Annotated in this window: 14 protein-coding genes; 6 read left to right on the forward strand and 8 right to left on the reverse strand. The window is 65.0% G+C overall.

The genetic code is table 11. The features are described from left to right. Positions 1-126: 126 nt before the first annotated feature. The 6 genes from C4K38_RS15125 to C4K38_RS15150 all read right to left on the reverse strand — a co-directional run bounded on the left by C4K38_RS15125 (position 127) and on the right by C4K38_RS15150 (position 8638). Positions 127-1608, reverse strand: a complete 1482-nt coding sequence (locus tag C4K38_RS15125; protein WP_053279073.1) for a mannitol dehydrogenase family protein — start codon at positions 1606-1608, stop codon at positions 127-129. A 14-nt stretch (positions 1609-1622) separates the two neighbouring features. Next, positions 1623-2726 carry an ABC transporter ATP-binding protein gene (locus C4K38_RS15130; protein ID WP_053279074.1) on the reverse strand — a complete coding sequence of 368 codons (1104 nt, stop codon included), beginning with the start codon at positions 2724-2726 and terminating at the stop codon, positions 1623-1625. A 146-nt stretch (positions 2727-2872) separates the two neighbouring features. Beyond that, the gene (locus C4K38_RS15135; RefSeq protein ID WP_053279075.1) at positions 2873-3703 is read right to left on the reverse strand and encodes a carbohydrate ABC transporter permease; all 831 of its coding nucleotides are present in this window, start codon (positions 3701-3703) and stop codon (positions 2873-2875) included. A gap of 10 nt (positions 3704-3713) precedes the next feature. After that, positions 3714-4640, reverse strand: coding sequence for a carbohydrate ABC transporter permease (locus C4K38_RS15140; protein WP_025808983.1), 927 nt, complete (start codon positions 4638-4640; stop codon positions 3714-3716). Between the two features lie 136 nt (positions 4641-4776). Further along, a complete protein-coding gene (locus tag C4K38_RS15145) occupies positions 4777-6048 on the reverse strand; it encodes an ABC transporter substrate-binding protein (RefSeq protein ID WP_414860346.1) in 1272 nt (423 codons plus the stop codon). 379 nt (positions 6049-6427) lie between these two features. After that, complete coding sequence (locus C4K38_RS15150; protein ID WP_053279077.1) at positions 6428-8638, reverse strand: TonB-dependent receptor; 2211 nt, start codon at positions 8636-8638, stop codon at positions 6428-6430. A gap of 358 nt (positions 8639-8996) precedes the next feature. On the opposite strand from C4K38_RS15150, the gene C4K38_RS15155 reads away from it, so the two are divergent. The 6 genes from C4K38_RS15155 (at position 8997) to C4K38_RS15180 (ending at position 15992) form a co-directional block, all read left to right on the forward strand. Beyond that, positions 8997-10013, forward strand: coding sequence for an AraC family transcriptional regulator (locus C4K38_RS15155; protein ID WP_053279078.1), 1017 nt, complete (start codon positions 8997-8999; stop codon positions 10011-10013). A 399-nt stretch (positions 10014-10412) separates the two neighbouring features. Next, positions 10413-12077 carry an AMP-binding protein gene (locus tag C4K38_RS15160; protein ID WP_053279079.1) on the forward strand — a complete coding sequence of 555 codons (1665 nt, stop codon included), beginning with the start codon at positions 10413-10415 and terminating at the stop codon, positions 12075-12077. A gap of 18 nt (positions 12078-12095) precedes the next feature. After that, the gene (locus C4K38_RS15165; RefSeq protein ID WP_053279080.1) at positions 12096-12857 is read left to right on the forward strand and encodes an SDR family NAD(P)-dependent oxidoreductase; all 762 of its coding nucleotides are present in this window, start codon (positions 12096-12098) and stop codon (positions 12855-12857) included. 16 nt (positions 12858-12873) lie between these two features. Then, a complete protein-coding gene (locus tag C4K38_RS15170; protein WP_053279081.1) occupies positions 12874-14061 on the forward strand; it encodes an acetyl-CoA C-acyltransferase in 1188 nt (395 codons plus the stop codon). Between the two features lie 9 nt (positions 14062-14070). Beyond that, on the forward strand, positions 14071-15198 hold the full coding sequence (locus C4K38_RS15175) for an acyl-CoA dehydrogenase (RefSeq protein ID WP_053279082.1): 1128 nt from the start codon (positions 14071-14073) through the stop codon (positions 15196-15198). Positions 15199-15218: 20 nt separating this feature from the next. Continuing rightward, positions 15219-15992, forward strand: coding sequence for an enoyl-CoA hydratase (locus tag C4K38_RS15180; protein ID WP_053279083.1), 774 nt, complete (start codon positions 15219-15221; stop codon positions 15990-15992). Positions 15993-16141: 149 nt separating this feature from the next. Here the strand turns inward: C4K38_RS15180 and C4K38_RS15185 are convergent, their stop codons facing one another. Beyond that, positions 16142-17293, reverse strand: coding sequence for an acyl-CoA dehydrogenase family protein (locus C4K38_RS15185; protein WP_053279084.1), 1152 nt, complete (start codon positions 17291-17293; stop codon positions 16142-16144). A 3-nt stretch (positions 17294-17296) separates the two neighbouring features. Continuing rightward, on the reverse strand, positions 17297-18418 hold the full coding sequence (locus C4K38_RS15190) for an enoyl-CoA hydratase/isomerase family protein (RefSeq protein WP_053279085.1): 1122 nt from the start codon (positions 18416-18418) through the stop codon (positions 17297-17299). Between the last annotated feature and the right edge of the window lie 30 nt (positions 18419-18448).

Raw genomic sequence — 18448 nt, forward strand, 5'->3', positions numbered from 1 at the left:
GCACAAAATTCAAATCAAACCCACTGTAGCCGCTGCCGAGCCTGCGAGGCTGTGACCGGATGCAGCGCAACCGCAAAACCTGAATCCGCAATCTTTCTGGATCAACGCGATAGCAACAGGCAAGCATCAGCTGTCTCGGGCCAATACCCGCTCCAGGGTACGGGTCACGCCGTTGTCGCGCAGGCTGCTGTAGCCGCGCTCGAAGGCGGCGGTGAATTCGGCGCTGGCGGGGATCGCCGTGCCGAAGATTTCCTCGACCGCCAACAACCGCTGGCTGATCAGTGCATCGTCCGCCACCAGTGCCTGACAGAACCCGGCGCGCGGGTCGGGGATGCTGTAGGTGGCGCCCTTTTCGTCCACGCCCTTGAGGTACAGGGCCCAGGCGGCGACCACCAGGGCGGCGCGCTCGGTGTCGCGGCCATCGGCGATCAGGCGGTTGATGGTCGGCACGCTGAACTTGGGCAGCTTCGACGAGCCGTCGGAGCAGACCCGCTCCAGCTGGTCGGCAATCGCCCGGTTGGAGAAGCGCGCCACCAGGGTGTCCTTGTAGTCGTTCAGGTCGATGCCCGGCACCGGCGCCAGTTGCGGGGTCACGTCCTGGTCCATGTAGGCGCGCATGTACGCCACGAACAGCGGGTCGGCCATCGTCTCGTGGACAAAGCGATAGCCCTTGAGGAAGCCCAGGTAGGTCAGGGCCAGGTGGCTGCCGTTGAGCAGCTTGATCTTCATCTCCTCGTAGGGCGTGACGTCGTCGGTGAATTGCACGCCGACCTTTTCCCAGGCCGGCCGGCCGCTGACGAACTTGTCTTCCAGCACCCATTGCGCAAAGGGCTCGCAGACCACCGGCCAGGCGTCGTCGATGCCGTGCTGGTCGTGCAGTTGCAAGCGGTGGGCGGTGCTGGTCATCGGCGTGATGCGGTCGACCATGGCGTTGGGGACGCTGACGTTGGCGGCGATCCAGTCGTGCAGGTCGGCGTCGTGCTGGCGGGCGAAGGCCAGCAGCGCCTTGCGGGTCACCGCGCCGTTGTGCGGCAGGTTATCGCAGGACATCAGGGTAAAGGCCGGGACCCCGGCCGCCCGGCGCAGGGCCAGGGCCGCGCAGAGAAAACCGAATACGGTCTTCGGCTGCTGCGGGTGGGCCAGGTCGTGCTGGATCTGTGGCAGGTGGGCCATGAACTCGCCGCTGCTGTCGTCGATGCAGTAGCCGCCCTCGGTGATGGTCAGCGAGACGATGCGGATCTGCGGGTCGGCCAGCTTGTCGATCAGCGCCTGGGCGCCATCCTCGGCCAGCAACATGTCGCGGATCGCGCCGATCACCCGCACTTCGGCGGCGTCGCCGTCGCCCAGTTCGAATAGGGTGAAAAGGTAATCCTGGCCGGCCAGGTCGTCGCGGGCGCGGCGGTCCTCGGCGCGCAGGCCGACCCCGCAGATGCCCCAGTCCAGGCCTTCGCCGGTGTTCATCAGGGCATCGGTGTAGTAAGCCTGGTGCGCCCGGTGGAAACCACCGACGCCGATATGCACCATGCCTTGCCGGATCTCGGCCAGGTCGTAGGCGGGCAGCCGCACTTCGGGGGCCAGGTGGTGGAGGTTGTGTCTGTTCAGTTTCATCGTTCGGTTCTCGTTCAGGCGGCGGCGCGCAGCGGCCTGGCCACGGCCACGCCGTCGGCATCGAAGAGGTGGCAGTGTTCGGCGTCCAGGTGCAGGTTCAACTGCTGGCCGTAGGCGCTGGCCAGGTCGCCGCGGATACGCAGGGTCAAGGCTTCGCCGGAAGGGGTGACGACGTGGCAGAAGGTGTCGCTGCCCAGGCGCTCGCTGACGTCGGCGGTGACTTGCAGGGTGCAGTCGCCGGGGCGGGCCAGTTCCAGGTGCTCGGGACGAATGCCCAGGGTCACCGGGCTGCCGACGCTCAGCCTGGCGCCGCTTTGCGGCAGCTGGATGCGGGTGCCGGCATCCAGCACCACCTCGCAGCCCTGGCCTTCGACCCGGCTGATCCGGCCCTTGAGGAAGCCCATCTTCGGCGTGCCGAGGAAACCGGCGACAAACAGGTTGGCCGGGCTGTGGTACAGCTCCAGGGGCGAGCCCACCTGTTCCACGCGGCCGCCGTTGAGTACCACCACCTTGTCGGCCAGGGTCATGGCTTCGACCTGGTCGTGGGTCACGTAGATCATGGTCGCCTGCAGCTCTTTATGCAGGCGCGCCAGCTCCAGGCGCATCTGCACCCGCAGCGCGGCATCGAGGTTGGACAGTGGTTCGTCGAACAGGAAGATCTTCGGGTTGCGCACGATGGCCCGGCCGATGGCCACGCGCTGGCGCTGGCCGCCGGACAGTTGCTTGGGCTTGCGCTCCAGCATCGGCCCCAGCTCGAGGATGCGTGCCGCTTCGTTGACCTTCTGTTGCACCTCGGCTTTCGGCACGCCGGCCAGGTCCAGGGCGAAGGACATGTTCTTGCGCACGCTCATGTGCGGGTACAGGGCGTAGGTCTGGAACACCATGGCCAGATCGCGCTTGGCCGGGCTGACTTCAGTGATGTCGCGGCCATCCAGTTCGATGCTGCCGCCGCTGACTTCCTCCAGGCCGGCAATCAGCCGCAGCAGGGTGGATTTGCCGCAGCCCGAGGGGCCGACGAAGACCACGAACTCCTTGTCGCGCACTTCCAGGTCGATGCCCTTGATGATGGAAAAACCTTCGAAGCCTTTTTGCAGATTGTTGATTTTCAGGTTGGCCATGGAATCTCTCCAAATTTCAAAATTTCGATGTAGCCGCTGCCGAAGGCTGCGATAAGGCTCGAAGAGCCTTCGGGACCGTCAAGAGCGCGTCCGCTAAGCGGCCGATCGCAGCCTGCGGCAGCGGCTACAGGTGTTGGGTCGTTTGGTTATTTCACGGCGCCGAAGGACAGGCCGCGCACCAGTTGTTTCTGGCTGATCCAGCCGAAGATCAGGATCGGCGCGCAGGCCAGGGTCGAGACCGCCGAGAGCTTGGCCCAGAACAACCCTTCGGGGCTGGAGTAGGAGGCGATCAGCGCGGTCAGCGGCGCGGCGTTGGACGAGGTCAGGTTCAGCGACCAGAACGCCTCGTTCCAGCACAGGATCAGCGACAGCAGCACGGTGGAAGCCAGCCCGCCCTTGGCGATCGGCAGCAGCACCCGGAGCATTTCCTGGCCCAGCGTCGCACCGTCCAGCCGCGCGGCCTCGAGGATGTCCCGGGGGATGTCCTTGAAGTAGGTGTAAATCATCCAGACCACGATCGGCAGGTTGATCAGGGTGTAGATCAGGATCAGCGCGATGCGCGTATCCAACAGGCCGAAGCTCTTGGCCAGCAGGTAGATCGGCATCAGCACGCCCACCGGCGGCAGCATCTTGGTCGACAGCATCCACAGCAGGGTGCGCTTGGTGTTGCGGGTCTCGTAGAAGGCCATGGAATAGGCCGCCGGCACCGCGATCAGCAGGCACAGGGCGGTGGCGCTGAAGGAGATCACCACCGAGTTCCAGGCGAAGGCCAGGTAGTTGCTGCGCTCGTTGATATGCAGGTAGTTCTCCAGTGTCGGCGTGAAGAGGAACTGCGGCGGCGTGGCGAAGGCATCGATTTCGGTCTTGAAGCTGGTCAGCAACATCCAGAAGATCGGGAAGAAGATCAGGATGGCGATGGCCCAGGCTAGGGTGCCGAGCAGCAGGCTGTGCAGGCGGCGGGATTGTTGCAGGGTCATGGCGCGCACCTCAGGGTTTGTCAGTCAGGTTTTTGCCGAGCATCCGCACCAGGATGATCGCGGCGATATTGGCGATGACCACAGCGATCAGGCCGCCGGCCGAGGCCATGCCCACGTCGAACTGCACCAGCGCCTGGTTGTAGATCAGGTAGGCCAGGTTGGTCGAGGCGTAGCCCGGGCCACCGTTGGTGGTGGTGAAGATTTCGGCGAACACCGAGAGCAGGAAGATGGTCTCGATCATCACCACCACCGCGATGGGCCGCGCCAGGTGCGGCAGGGTCAGGTGCCAGAAAATCGCGATGGCCCCGGCGCCATCCAGGCGCGCGGCTTCCTTCTGTTCCTGGTCCAGCGACTGCATGGCGGTCATCAGGATCAGGATCGCGAACGGCAGCCACTGCCAGGACACAATGATGATGATCGACAGCAGCGGGTAGTGGGCCAGCCAGTCAACCGGCTGGGCACCGAACAGCTTCCACACGGCGGCGAGAATCCCCGACACCGGGTGGAAGATCAGGTTCTTCCAGATCAGCGCGCCCACCGTGGGCATGATGAAGAACGGCGAGATCAGCAGCACCCGGACAATGCCGCGGCCGAGGAACTCGCTGGCCTCCAGCAAGGCGCTGATCAGCACCCCGAACACCACGCTGATCAGCAGCACGCTGCCCACCAGCAGCAGGGTGTTGCCGGCCCCGGGCAGGAAGCCCGAGTCGGTGAGGAAGTAGCTGAAATTCTCCAGCCCGACGAACTGGTTTTCCCCGGGGTACAGCAGGTTGTAGCGGATCAGCGAGAAGTACAGGGTCATGCCCAGCGGCACGATCATCCACAGCAGCAACAACGCCACCGAGGGGCTGACCAGGAACCAGCCGGGGTTGAGCAGGCGGCGCTTGCGCGCGACCTGGGGCACTTGCAAATGAGCTTTGGCAGTCGAGGTATTCATGGCGATCACAACCGTTCAGGTACAGATGCTTTCTTCTGTAGGAGCGGAGCTTGCCCGCGATAGCCGCACCGCGGTCTGTCCGATAACCGCGTTATCGTTCATCGCGGGCAAGCCTCGCTCCTACAGAGGACAAGGATTACTTGGGGTAGCCGGCGCGTTTCATTTCGCGTTCGGTGGTCTGCTGCGCGGCGGCCAGGGCCTGGTCGACCGTGGTCTGGCCGATCAGCGCGGCGGAGAACAGCTTGCCGACCTGGGTGCCGATGGCCTGGAACTCGGGAATGGTCACCAGCTGGATGCCGATGTAGGGCACCGGCTTGAGGGTCGGCTGGGTCGGGTCGGCGACCTTCAGCGATTCCAGGGTCACCCTGGCGAACGGTGCGGCCTGCAGATAGGCCTCGCTGTAGGTCGAAGCGCGGGTGCCTGGCGGTACGTTGGCGATGCCGTCTTTCTCGGCGACCAGGGCCCCGTACTCCTTGGAGGTGGCCCAGGTGGCGAAGGTCTGCGCGGCATCCTTGGCCTTGGAACTGGTGGGGATCGCCAGCGCCCAGGAGTACATCCAGGCGCTGCCCTTGTCGGTCACCTGTTGCGGGGCGTAGGTAAAGCCGACGTGTTCGCTGACCTTACTCTGGGACTTGTCGGTGACGAAGGAGCCGGCGACGCTGGCGTCGACCCAGATCGCGCACTTGCCGCTGTTGAACAGCGCCAGGTTCTCGTTGAAACCGTTGCTGGAGGCGCCGGGCGGGCCGGCCTTTTTCATGGTGTCGACGTAGAAGGTCAGGGCGTTCTTCCATTCCGTCCCGGTGAATTCCGGCTGCCACTGCTCATTGAACCAGCGCGCGCCGAAACCGTTGGCCAGGGTGGTGATCAGGGCCATGTTCTCGCCCCAGCCGGCCTTGCCGCGCAGGCAGAGGCCGTACTGTTCCTGCTCGGGCTTGTTGAGCTTGCCGGCGAATTCACCGATCTGTTCCCAGGTCGGGTGTTCGGGCATGACCAGGCCGGCGTCCTTGAACAGGTCGGTGCGGTAGTAGGTCATCGAGCTTTCGGCGTAGAACGGCAGGGCGTACAGCGTGCCCTTGGCCGACAGGCCTTCGCGTACCGCGGGGAAGATGTCCTGCAGGTCATAGGCGGCGGGCAGGTCCTGCATCGGTTGCAGCCAGCCCTTTGCGCCCCACAGCGCGGCTTCGTACATGCCGATGGTCAGCACGTCGAACTGCCCGCCCTGGGTGGCGATGTCGGTGGTCAGGCGCTGGCGCAGCACGTTCTCTTCGAGCACCACCCAGTTCAGCTTGATGTCCGGGTGCTCGCTCTCGAAGGCTTTCGAGAGTTTCTGCATACGGATCATGTCGCTGTTGTTGACGGTGGCGATGGTCAGGGTCTGGGCGCCGAGGCTGACGCCGCTCAGGGTCATGCAGGTGGTGACAAGCAGGGCGGTAATGCAGGGTTTCATCGTGCACTCCTCTTCCGGGCCCGGTGGGCGGCAGAAGGACGGTTATTGTTGTTGTGTCTTCCGGATGCCGGGAAGAATGTGAGGCTGATTACAGCCCTCAACGACCGCGCTGACAAATCATCCCTGACACTCGAATCGATACTTTTTTGCACTGCGATGAAATCCTCCACCCGGCGCAAGCCGCCATGGGCCAAGGATTCGCCCGTTCGGGCCGGGTGAGGCCGGGGAGATTGCGTATTGGTTTTTTGGCCGGAGCGGCCTCTGTCGGAGTACAGGGGGGCTGAGTCGATGACAGCGGCGAAGCCCCGGTCGAACGGGGCTTCGCGCTGAGGGGGAGGGGTCAGAAGCTATAGGTGGCCGACATGATCGCCGCGCGGGCGTCGCCGTATTCGATGGCCGAGGAGCGCGCGGTCGAGCCGCTCTGCTGGCGTACCCGTTCCACGTAGTCCTTGTCGAACAGGTTGTTGACGTTCAACTGCAGGTCGAGGTTGTGGTTGACCTTGTAGCCGAGCATGGCGTTATGCACCCAGTAGGCGTCCAGCTTGGCGCGGGTGCTTGAGGTCACGTTGCGCTCGCTGACATAACGAGTGCCGTAACCCAGGGTCCAGCCGGCTGGCAGTTCATAGGTGGTCCACAGGTTGAGCGAGCGCGGCGGCGTGTTGCCCAGGGCCTGGCCCTTGCGTGCGATACCCGAGGCGGTGTTCGCCGCTTTCAGGGTTTCGCTGTCGAGGAAGGTGTAGTTGGCGAACACGTCCCACTGCTCGGTGACATGCCCGGTGACGCCGATTTCCACACCCTGCACCCGCTGCTTGCCGGCCAGCTGGGTCGAGCCGTCGGCCATGGTTTCCCGGGCGTTGCTCTTCTCTACGCGAAACAGCGCCCCGTCCAGTTCCAGGCGCTTGTCCAGCAATTCCCACTTGGTGCCCAGTTCCCAGGTTTCGTTCTTCTCCGGCGCCAGGTCCTGGTTGCCCTTGCTCAAACCACCGCCGGTCGAGGCCAGGTTTTCGGCGGACGGGTTGAAGGAGTTGCCCCAGGCGGCATAGATGCGCCCGTTTTCGGTCGGTTTGAACACCAGGCCGGTGCGGGCGCTGGCCTTGTTCGTGTCCGAGACCAGGCTCTCGCTTTTCATATGGCTGCCCGAGTATTTGTCGACGTCGCCCTTGATCTTGTCGTAGCGCAGGCCGAGGTTGAGGTCCCAGCGCTCGCTCAGGGCGATGGTATCGAACAGGTAGTAGGCCTGGCCCTTGAGGGTGGTCTCGGTATAGCCGCTGGTGGCCTTGTTGACCGGGCCGTTCCAGCGTCCGGGCGGGTTGCCCAGGGCATAGCCATCGCGCGGATACAGCGCGGTGCCCAGGCCATGGTTGTAGGTCTTCAGGTCGAGGGTCTCCCGGGACAGTTCCACACCCGCCACCAGATCGTGGCGCATGCCGGCGAATTCGAAGTCGCCGATCAGGTTGCTCTGGTTGATCCACATCTCGGTGGTGGCGTCGCGCCCGTAGGCCTGGGGCCCGGCCGGGCGGTAGCGGCCCGCCGGCACGCCACTGGTGTTGACATGGGACGCCGAGACGATGGTGTCGCGCGCGGTGCGGCTGTAGCGCGTGAGGTTCTGCAGGCGCAGGTGGTCGCTGAAGTCATGCTCGAAATCGGCGGTGAAGGCGTTCTGTTCGATCTCCTCCTTGTCCAGATTCTTCCAGCCGAAATAGGCATCGCGCTTGACCCCAGCCAGCTTCTTGCCGTCGAGCGCCGGTACGCCGTAGTCCGGCAGGTTGTCGTCGGTCTGGTGGAAGGCGCTGAGGGTCAGCCGGGTGGTGTCGCTGAAGCCCAGGCGCAACGACGGTGCGATGCCCCAGCGCTCGCGGTCGATCTGCTCGCGGCCGGGCACATCGTTCTGATGGCCCATCAGGTTGATCCGCACCGCGCTGTCCTGGCCGACGCCCTCCAGGGGCTGGTTGCTGTCCAGCGTCAGGCGGTAGTAGTTGTCGGTGCCGAGGCTGCCGCCGAGGCGGGTGAACGCCTGGTTCTTGGGTTGCTTGCTGACCAGGTTGATGCTGCCGCCAGTGGTGCCGGCGCCGCCGAAGACCGAGTTGGGGCCCTTGATCACCTCCACCTGTTCGATGTTGAAGGTGTCGGAGCGGTTGGTCTGCGCGCTGTCGCGCAGGCCGTCGATTTGCATGTTGCTGTTGGCCGAGAAGCCGCGGATGTTGATGCTGTCCCCCGAGCCGCCACCGCCTTCGCCGGCGTTGAAGGTGATGCCGGACACGTTCGACAGCACCTGGCGCAGGCTCAGCGCCTGCTGTTCCTGGATCAGCTTGGGCGGCACCACGGTGATGGTCTGCGGGGTGTCCAGCAGCGGCGCCACGTACTTGGCGGAAGACGAACGTTCGGTCTTGTAGCCTTTGCCTTCCTCCGCCTCGACCTTGATGTTGTCCAGTTGCAAGACGTTCTGCCGTTCGCCAGCTACGGTGAGACCGGAGGCAGAGACGATGGCGAGGCCTATTGTGGGGGCCAGCAGACGGTGCTGTGGCAAGGAGGAGGGGGCTTTGCTATCCATGAGAATCACTCTTTGGGTTTGATGAGATTAAATCCTATTTGAGATTTATTATTAAAAACGGAATGTACAAGAACGCTTACAATTTTTTGGCGTTAATGAGATTTGTCTTTTTGTGGCGAAGGCAAGATCAGGACTTGTAAGAGATTTTTCTTTCGGTGTGCTGAGGCTTATCTGCCTGGGGCAAGGGCGAATGGGCGTGCGGCCCGTCGCTGCGCAGAGCACTGCAGGCAGCGGCGCACGAAGGTCAGGAAACCGGGCGGGACGAGCCGGGCCGCTTAGCCAGAAGTCCACTGGCTTTTTCCTCGTCACGGCCTAAGATGGCCGACAAATCTCTTTATGCAGGAAGCAGTTACGCGCGATGTCGGAAAAAGACACGATCTCCATGCAACTGGTGCGCGAAGCGCTGCTGCAAAGCTGCGCCCCGGGTGCCGCCAGCGAAGAAGTGCTGCTCAAGGTCGGCATCGACCCGGCCCAGCTGGACGTCAGCGCCGCCCGCGTGCCCGCGCTGGCCTATGCCCGGCTGTGGCGCCTGCTGGCCCGGCGCACGGACGACGAGTTCTTCGGCATGGACCCGCGCAAGCTCAAGTCCGGCAGCCTGGCGTTTCTTTGCCGCAGCGCCATGGCCCAGCAGAATTTGGCCGCAGGCCTGGAGTCCGGGCTGGCTTTTTTGTCGCTGATGCTCGAACACCTGCCGGCCCAGCTGGTGCGCCAGCAGAGCCTGGCGGAGATCGTCCTGCTGGAGGACGAGCAGGAGCCGCGCCGGGCCTTTACCTATTTCACCTACTGGATGATCGTCCACGGCGTGGCCTGCTGGCTGGCCGGGCGGCGCATCCCGATCCTGGCCATCGAACTGCGCTGCCCGGAGCCGGATTTCTGTGATGACTACCAGGTGATGTTCTCGCAGAACCTGCGGTTCGACCGGCCGCGCACGCGGATGATCGTCGCCGCCGACTGCCTGGACCTGCCGATCAAGCGCAGCGACGAGGAACTCAAGCGTTTCCTGGCCCAGGCGCCGGCCAATATCCTGGTCAAATACCGCGACCCAGAGAGCCTGGCCAGCCGCATCAAGCACGACCTGCGCCAGCTGCCCGCCGCCCAGTGGCCGGAAACCGAGAGCCTGGCCCACAGCCTGTGCATGTCGGCCTCGACCCTGCGCCGCCGCCTGGCGGAAGAAGGGCAGACCTACCAGGGCCTCAAGGACGGGGTGCGCAAGGAGCTGGCGATCGCCTGGCTGGCCGAGCCGCAGATCAGCTTCACGGAAATTGCCAGCCGCCTGGGCTTCGCCGACGCCAGCTCGTTCTACAAGGCCTTTCGCAAATGGTCCGGCTCCAACCCCGGACACTATCGCAGCCTGATCCTCAACGAGGCCGGTTGAAGGCGGCGGCGCCCAGGCCATCGTTATCGCAGGCAAGTCGGATCGCTGCCCGCTCGCTCCTACGGACTCAACCACCTGGCCTGCGCGCACTCCTGTAGCCGCTGCCAAGCGACAGCGAGGCTGCGCCCGACCGCGTAGCGGTCGCACCCCAGGCAACGCATTCCGCCTGACATACCGCAAGCTCAGGTTTTGCGGCAACTGCGTTGCCGATCGCAGCCTCGCTGTCGCTCGGCAGCGGCTACAGGGCGCCTTAGTCGCCGTGGCTAGCACGAGGTTCTTGGCCAAACCAGTCACGCAACTTGAAAGCTTTGACCATTGTCCCGCCCGGGCCGTGGCGCCAGTATTTGCCTGATGTTTTTGTAGTTCCCATCCTAATAAGAACAGTGAGGGATTCTGGCAATGCGCGATTACCTGTCTGCCACGGCACACTTCAATTACCAGCACACCGTCGACGCGGCCTTGCATGGCTCCTTGTCGGCACTCAATGCCTGCGTCGAATGCTGTGACCGGCACGCCTTGCCGGGGCGTATCGCGCTGTTCTGGGAGGGCCGCGACGGTAGCAGCGCGACCTACACCTTCAGCGAGTTGCAGGACCAGGCCGCGCGTTTCGCCAACTTCCTCCTGGCCCAGGGCGTAAAGAAGGGCGACAAGGTCGCCGGCCTGTTGCCGCGCAACGTCGAACTCTTGATCGCGGTGTTCGCCACCTGGCGTATCGGCGCGGTCTACCAGCCGCTGTTCACCGCCTTCGGCCCCAAGGCCATCGAACACCGCCTGAGCAGTTCCGGGGCCAAGCTGGTGGTGACCGATGCGGTCAACCGGCCAAAGCTCGCTGAAGTGGCCGGCTGCCCGACCATCGTCACGGTCGCGGGCGCCAAGGGCCAGGGCATCGTCCGTGGCGATTTCAGTTTCTGGGCCGAACTGGCCAATTACCCGACGCAGTGCGAACCCGTGCTGCTGACGGGCGAAGACCCATTCCTGCTGATGTTCACCTCCGGCACCACCGGCCCGTCCAAGGCCCTGTATGTGCCGCTCAAGGCCATAGTCGCGTTCCAGAGCTACACCCGCGACGCCGTCGACCTGCGTCCCGAGGACGCGTTCTGGAACGTCGCCGATCCGGGTTGGGCCTACGGCATCTATTTCGGCATCACCGGCCCGCTGGGCACTGGCCACCCGATCACCTTCTACGATGGTCCCTTCACCCTGGAAAGCACCTGCCGGGTGATCAACAAGTACGGGATCACCAACCTCACCGGTTCGCCAACCGCCTACCGCCTGCTGATCGCCGGCGGCGACGAGTTCGCCCGGTCGATCAAGGGCAAGCTGCGCATCGTCAGCAGCGCCGGCGAGCCGCTGAACCCGGAGGTGATCCGCTGGTTCGCCGACAACCTCGACGTGGTGATCCACGACCACTACGGCCAGACCGAGATGGGCATGGTCCTGTGCAACCACCATGGCCTGGAGCACCCGGTACATGTCGGCGCGGCTGGCTTTGCCTCGCCGGGCCACCGCATCGTGGTGCTCGACGACCAGCACCAGGAACTCTCGGTGGGCCAGCCGGGCATCCTCGCCCTCGATCGCAGCCAGTCGCCGATGTTCTGGTTCAACGGCTACGACGGCGTGGTGACCAAGGCCTTCGTCGGCGATTACTACCTCAGCGGCGACACCGTGGAGCTGAACCCGGACGGCAGCATCAGCTTCGTCGGGCGCAGCGACGACGTGATCACCACTTCGGGTTACCGGGTCGGCCCGTTCGACGTGGAAAGCGCGCTGATCGAGCACCCGGCGGTGATCGAGGCGGCGGTGATCGGCAAGCCCGATCCGGAGCGCACCGAGCTGGTCAAGGCCTTCGTCGTGCTCAGCGCCCAGTACCGCGCCACGCCGGAGCTGGCCGAGGAATTGCGCCAGTACGTGCGCAAGCGCCTGGCCGCGCACTCGTACCCCCGTGAAATCGAATTTGTCAGCGAATTGCCGAAAACCCCAAGCGGCAAGTTGCAGCGCTTCATCCTGCGCAACCAGGAAATCGCCAAGGCTCAAGAGGCCGCGGCGCACAAGGCTTCGGCCTGAATTACCCAGGAACTCATGATGCACATCGAAAACAAGGTTTTTCTCGTCAGCGGCGGCGCTTCCGGTCTCGGTGCGGCCACCGCGCAGATGCTGGTCAAGGCCGGCGCCCAGGTGATGCTGGTGGACCTCAACGCCGAGGCCGTGCAAGCCCAGGCGCGACAGCTCGGTTGCCAGAGCACGGTCGCCGATATCACTGACGAAGCCGCCGCCGAAGCGGCGGTGCAGGCCACGCTCAAGGCGTTCGGCGTCTTGCACGGGCTGGTCAACTGCGCCGGCATCGTGCGCGGCGAGAAGATTCTCGGCAAGAACGGTCCCCATGCCCTGGCCAGCTTCAGCCAGGTGATCAACGTCAACCTGATCGGCAGTTTCAACCTGATGCGCCTGGCCGCCGCGGCCATCGCCAACAGCGAGCCGAACGCCGACGGCGAGCGCGGGGTGATCATCAACACCGCCTCGGCGGCGGCCTTCGACGGGCAGATCGGCCAGGCCGCCTATGCCGCCTCCAAGGGCGCCATCGCCAGCCTGACCCTGCCGGCCGCTCGCGAGCTGGCGCGCTTCGGCATCCGGGTGATGACCATCGCCCCGGGCATTTTCGAAACCCCGATGATGGCCGGCATGAGCGACGAAGTACGTGCTTCCCTGGCCGCCGGCGTGCCGTTCCCGCCACGCCTGGGCAAGCCGGACGAGTACGCCGCGCTGGTCGGGCATATCATTAGCAACAGCATGCTCAACGGCGAGGTGATCCGTCTCGACGGTGCCCTGCGCATGGCAGCCAAGTAAGGAAGGAGGACTCCTCATGAACCAAGATCCGATCGTTATCGTCAGCGCCGTCCGCACCCCCATGGGCGGCTTCCAGGGCGAGCTGAAAAGCCTGACCGCGCCGCAACTCGGCGCCGCCGCCATCAAGGCCGCGGTGGAGCGCGCCGGGGTGGCCAGCGACAGTGTCGATGAAGTGCTGTTCGGCTGCGTGCTGCCGGCCGGCCTCGGCCAGGCACCGGCCCGCCAGGCGGCGCTGGGCGCCGGGCTGGACAAGGCCACCCGCTGCACCACCCTGAACAAGATGTGCGGCTCCGGCATGGCCGCGACCATCGCTGCCCACGACATGCTGCTGGCCGGCAGCGCCGAGGTGGTGATCGCCGGCGGCATGGAAAGCATGTCCAACGCGCCTTACCTGCTGGACCGCGCCCGCAGCGGCTACCGCATGGGCCATGGGCGGGTGCTCGACCATATGTTCCTCGACGGTCTCGAAGACGCCTACGACAAGGGCCGCCTGATGGGCACCTTCGCCGAAGACTGCGCCGAGGCCAACGGCTTCAGCCGCGAAGCCCAGGACAACTTCGCCGTAGCCTCGCTGACCCGCGCCCAGCAGGCGATCAAGGACGGCAGCTTCAAGGCGGAAATCGTGCCGCTGCAGGTCACAGTCGGCAAGGAACAGCAGACCATCAGCGACGACGAACAGCCGCCCAAGGCCAAGCTGGACAAGATCGCCGCGCTGAAACCGGCGTTCCGCGACGGCGGCACCGTCACCGCGGCCAACTCCAGCTCGATCTCCGACGGCGCCGCGGCCCTGGTGCTGATGCGCCGTTCCGAAGCCGAGAAACGTGGCCTCAAGCCCCTGGCGGTGATCCACGGCCACGCGGCGTTCGCCGATACCCCGGGGCTGTTCCCGGTGGCGCCGGTCGGGGCGATCAAGAAACTGCTGAAGAAGACCGGCTGGTCGCTGGACCAGGTCGAGCTGTTCGAAATCAACGAAGCCTTTGCCGTGGTCAGCCTGGTCACCATGCAGAAGCTGGAAATCCCCCACGACAAGGTCAACGTCCACGGTGGCGCCTGCGCCCTGGGCCACCCGATCGGCGCGTCCGGCGCGCGGATCCTGGTGACCCTGCTCTCGGCCCTGCGCCAGAAAGGCCTGAAGCGCGGCGTCGCGGCCATCTGCATCGGCGGCGGCGAAGCCACGGCCATGGCCGTCGAATGCCTGTATTAAGGAACCACCATGCTGCCTAATGACGAACAACAGCAGATCAGCGACGCGGCCCGGCAGTTTGCCCAGGAACGCCTGAAGCCGTTCGCCGCCGAATGGGACCGCGAGCATCGCTTCCCCCGCGAGGCCATCGGCGAGATGGCCGGGCTGGGCTTCTTCGGCATGCTGGTGCCGGAGCGGTGGGGCGGCTGCGACACCGGTTACCTGGCCTATGCCATGGCCCTGGAAGAGATCGCCGCTGGCGACGGCGCCTGCTCGACCATCATGAGCGTGCACAACTCGGTGGGCTGCGTGCCGATCCTCAAGTTCGGCAACGACGAGCAGAAGGAGCGTTTCCTCAAGCCCCTGGCCAGCGGCGCCATGCTCGGTGCTTTCGCCCTGACCGAACCCCAGGCCGGCTCCGACGCCAGCAGCCTGAAAACCCGGGCGCGGCTGGAGGGCGAGCATTACGTGCTCAACGGCTGCAAGCAGTTCATCACTTCGGGGCAGAACGCCGGGGTGGTGATAGTGTTCGCGGTGACCGACCCGGCGGCCGGCAAGCGCGGCATCAGCGCCTTTATCGTGCCCACCGACTCGCCGGGCTACAGCGTCGCGCGGGTGGAAGACAAGCTCGGCCAGCACGCCTCCGACACCTGCCAGATCCTTTTCGAGGATGTGAAGGTGCCGGTGGCCAACCGCCTGGGCGAGGAGGGCGAGGGCTACAAGATCGCCCTGGCCAACCTCGAAGGCGGTCGCGTGGGCATCGCCTCGCAATCGGTGGGCATGGCCCGCGCGGCCTTCGAAGCCGCCCGTGACTACGCCCGCGAGCGGCAGAGCTTCGGCAAGCCGATCATCGAGCATCAGGCGGTGGCTTTCCGCCTGGCGGACATGGCCACCCAGATCGCCGTGGCGCGGCAGATGGTGCACTACGCCGCGGCCCTGCGCGACAGCGGCAAGCCGGCGCTGGTGGAGGCGTCGATGGCCAAGCTGTTCGCCTCGGAAATGGCCGAGAAGGTCTGTTCCGCCGCCTTGCAAACCCTGGGCGGCTATGGCTACTTGAACGACTTTCCGCTGGAGCGCATCTACCGCGACGTGCGGGTCTGCCAGATCTACGAAGGCACCAGCGACATTCAGCGCATGGTCATTTCGCGCAACCTCTGACTTTTAGCAGGAGCTGATCCATGAGTTACGAAACCATTCTGTTGGAGATCAAGGACCGCGTCGGCCTGATCACCCTCAACCGTCCGCAGGCGCTGAACGCTCTCAATGCGCAGATCGTCAGCGAAGTGAACCAGGCCCTGGACAGCCTGGAAGCCAATCCGCAAATCGGCTGCATCGTCCTTACCGGCTCGAAGAAGGCCTTCGCCGCCGGCGCCGACATCAAGGAAATGGCCGAGCTGACCTACCCACGGATCTACATGGACGACCTGTTCAGCGACAGCGACCGGGTGGCCAACCGGCGCAAGCCGATCATCGCCGCGGTCAACGGTTTTGCCCTGGGCGGCGGCTGTGAACTGGCGCTGATGTGCGACTTCATCCTGGCCGGCGACAACGCCAAGTTCGGCCAGCCGGAAATCAACCTCGGCGTGCTGCCGGGCATGGGCGGCACCCAGCGCCTGACCCGCGCCGTGGGCAAGGCCAAGGCCATGGAAATGTGCCTGACCGGGCGTTTCATCGATGCGGTGGAAGCCGAGCGTTGCGGCATCGTCGCGCGCATCGTGCCGGCCGACGAGTTGCTGGACGAAGCGCTGAAAGTCGCGGCGCTGATCGCCGCCAAGTCGGTACCCGTGAGCATGATGATCAAGGAAAGCGTGAACCGCGCCTTCGAGGTCAGTCTGTCGGAAGGCGTGCGTTTCGAGCGCCGGGTGTTCCACGCGGCCTTCGCCACCGAGGATCAGAAGGAGGGTATGGCGGCGTTTATTGCCAAGCGGGAGGCGCAGTTCAAGGACAAGTGATCCGGGCTGTCGTTACCCATAAAAAATCGCAGCCTTGGCTGCGATTTTTGTTTGTGCGGTGCCTGTGAAGACGCTATCGCGGGCAAGCCTCGCTCCTACAGGTTTCACTGTCCGTAGGAGCGAGGCTTGCCCGCGATGCTTTTAGGGGATCACAACAGATAGTTCTTCAACTCCCGAGCAATCAACATGCGCTGAATCTCGCTGGAGCCTTCGTAGATCTGGGTGATCCGCGCGTCCCGGTAGTAACGTTCCACCGGGTAGTCCTCGAGGTAGCCGTAGCCACCGTGGATCTGGATTGCCGAGGAGCAGACCTTCTCGGCCATTTCCGAGGCGAACAGCTTGGCCTGGGAGGCTTCCGACAGGCACGGCTGGCCGGCGCTGCGCAGGCGCGCGGCATGCAGGATCAGCAGGCGCGCGGCGTTGAGGCGGGTGTGCATGTCGGCCAGCAGGTTGGCGATGCTCTGGTGCTCGATGATCGGCTTGTCGAACTGCACCCGCTCGCGGGCGTAGGCCAGCGCCGCCTCGAACGCCGCGCGGGCGATGCCCAGGGCCTGGGCGGCAATGCCGATACGGCCGCCTTCGAGGTTGGACAGGGCGATGGCCAGGCCCTTGCCGCGCTCGCCCAGCAGGTTGGCCTCGGGGACGGTGCACTGGTTGAAGGTTACTGCGCAGGTGTCCGAGGCACGGATGCCCATCTTGTGTTCGCTGCGATCGACGACGAACCCCGGGGTGTCGGTGGGCACCAGGAACGCCGACAGGCCTTTCTTGCCCAGCTCCGGATCGGTCACCGCGAAGACGATGGCCAGCTTGGCGCGCCGGCCGTTGCTGACGAACTGCTTGGCGCCGTTGATCACCCACTGGCCGTCCTTGAGTTCGGCGCGGGTGCGCAGGTTGTGGGCTTCGGAACCGGCCTGGGGTTCGGTCAGGCAGAAGCAGCCGATCGCCTGGCCGCTGGCTAGGTCCGCCAGCCAGGTCTGTTTCTGTTCGTCGCTGCCGTAGTTGAGGATCGGCCCGCAGCCCACCGAGTTGTGGATGCTCATCAGCGCGCCGGTGGCGCCGTCGCCGGCGGAGATTTCTTCCACCGCCAGGGCATAGGCCACGTAGTCGACATAGGTGCCGCCCCATTCCTCGGGCACCACCATGCCCAACAGGCCCAGCTCGCCCATCTTCGCCACCAGGGCGTCGTCGATCCAGCCGGCCTTTTCCCAGGCCTGGGCATGAGGGGCGATTTCACCGCGGGCGAAGTCCCGGGCCATGTCGCGGATCATCACCTGCTCTTCGCTCAATTCAATGTCGTGCATGGCTCAGCTCCGGCTCGGGTCGAAAGCGCTGAAGAAACTCGCCACGTGCGCGGCGTCCAGCGCCTGCAGGGTCGGCGGGTTCCAGCGTGGGTTCTTGTCTTTGTCGATCAGCAGGGCGCGCACGCCCTCGATCAGGTCGCCGCGCTCGAACCACTGGCGGTCCAGGTGCAGCTCCAGGGCGAAACACTGTTCCAGGCTCAGCTGGCGGCCGCGGCGGAGCATTTCCAGGGTCACGGCCATGGCCAGGGGCGAGCGAGTCGCCAGCAGGTCGGCGGTGCTGGCGGCCCATTCATGAGTATCGCCCAGGGTCACTTCGCGCAGCTGTTGCACGATGCTCGGTACGTCGGCCTGGGCGAAGAAATGGTCGATGGCCGGGCGCAGCGCCGCCAGCGGTGCGTCCGGCAACTGCCGTACGGCGAGCTTGGCCAGCAGGCCTTGCAGGTCCTTGAGCGGGGTGTCGCGCCATTGCAGGCTGTCGAGGCGCTGATCCAGCAGGCTCAGCTTGTCGCTCTCCAGGTACCAGTCCGCCAGCCCGCAGTACAGGGCATCGGCGGCGCGGATCTGCACGCCGCTGACCCCCAGGTAGATGCCCAGCTCGCCGGGGATGCGCGACAGGAAGTAACTGCCGCCGACATCCGGGAAATAACCGATGGCCACTTCCGGCATCGCCAGGCGGCTGCGCTCGGTGACCAGCCGCAGGTCGGCGCCCTGGACCAGGCCCATGCCGCCGCCGAGGACAAAACCGTCCATCAGCGCCAGCACCGGCTTGCGGTAATGGTGGATCGCCAGGTCCAGCGCGTATTCCTCGACGAAGAACTCTTCGTGCAGGGTCTGGCCATTCCTATAGCTGTCGTAGAGGGTGCGGATATCGCCGCCGGCGCAGAAGGCTTTTTCGCCGGCGCCGCGCAGGACCACCGCGTGCACCTGCGGGTCCTGGGCCCAGGCATCGAGCTGTAGCTGCAGGGTGCGCACCATGCCGAGGGTGATGGCATTGAGGCCGGCGGGGCGGTTGAGGGTCAGGTGACCGATGTGGTTGCGGACTTCGGCCAGTACGTCCTGTTGCGAGGCCTCGACCGACGTGGCGCCGGCGTCTCGCGTGGCCTGGGATGGAACCTGAGCAGTCATCACTAACTCCCTGCTTTTATTGTTCTTTAT

The sequence above is a fragment of the Pseudomonas chlororaphis subsp. piscium genome (assembly GCF_003850345.1).
GTDB lineage: Bacteria > Pseudomonadota > Gammaproteobacteria > Pseudomonadales > Pseudomonadaceae > Aquipseudomonas > Aquipseudomonas piscium.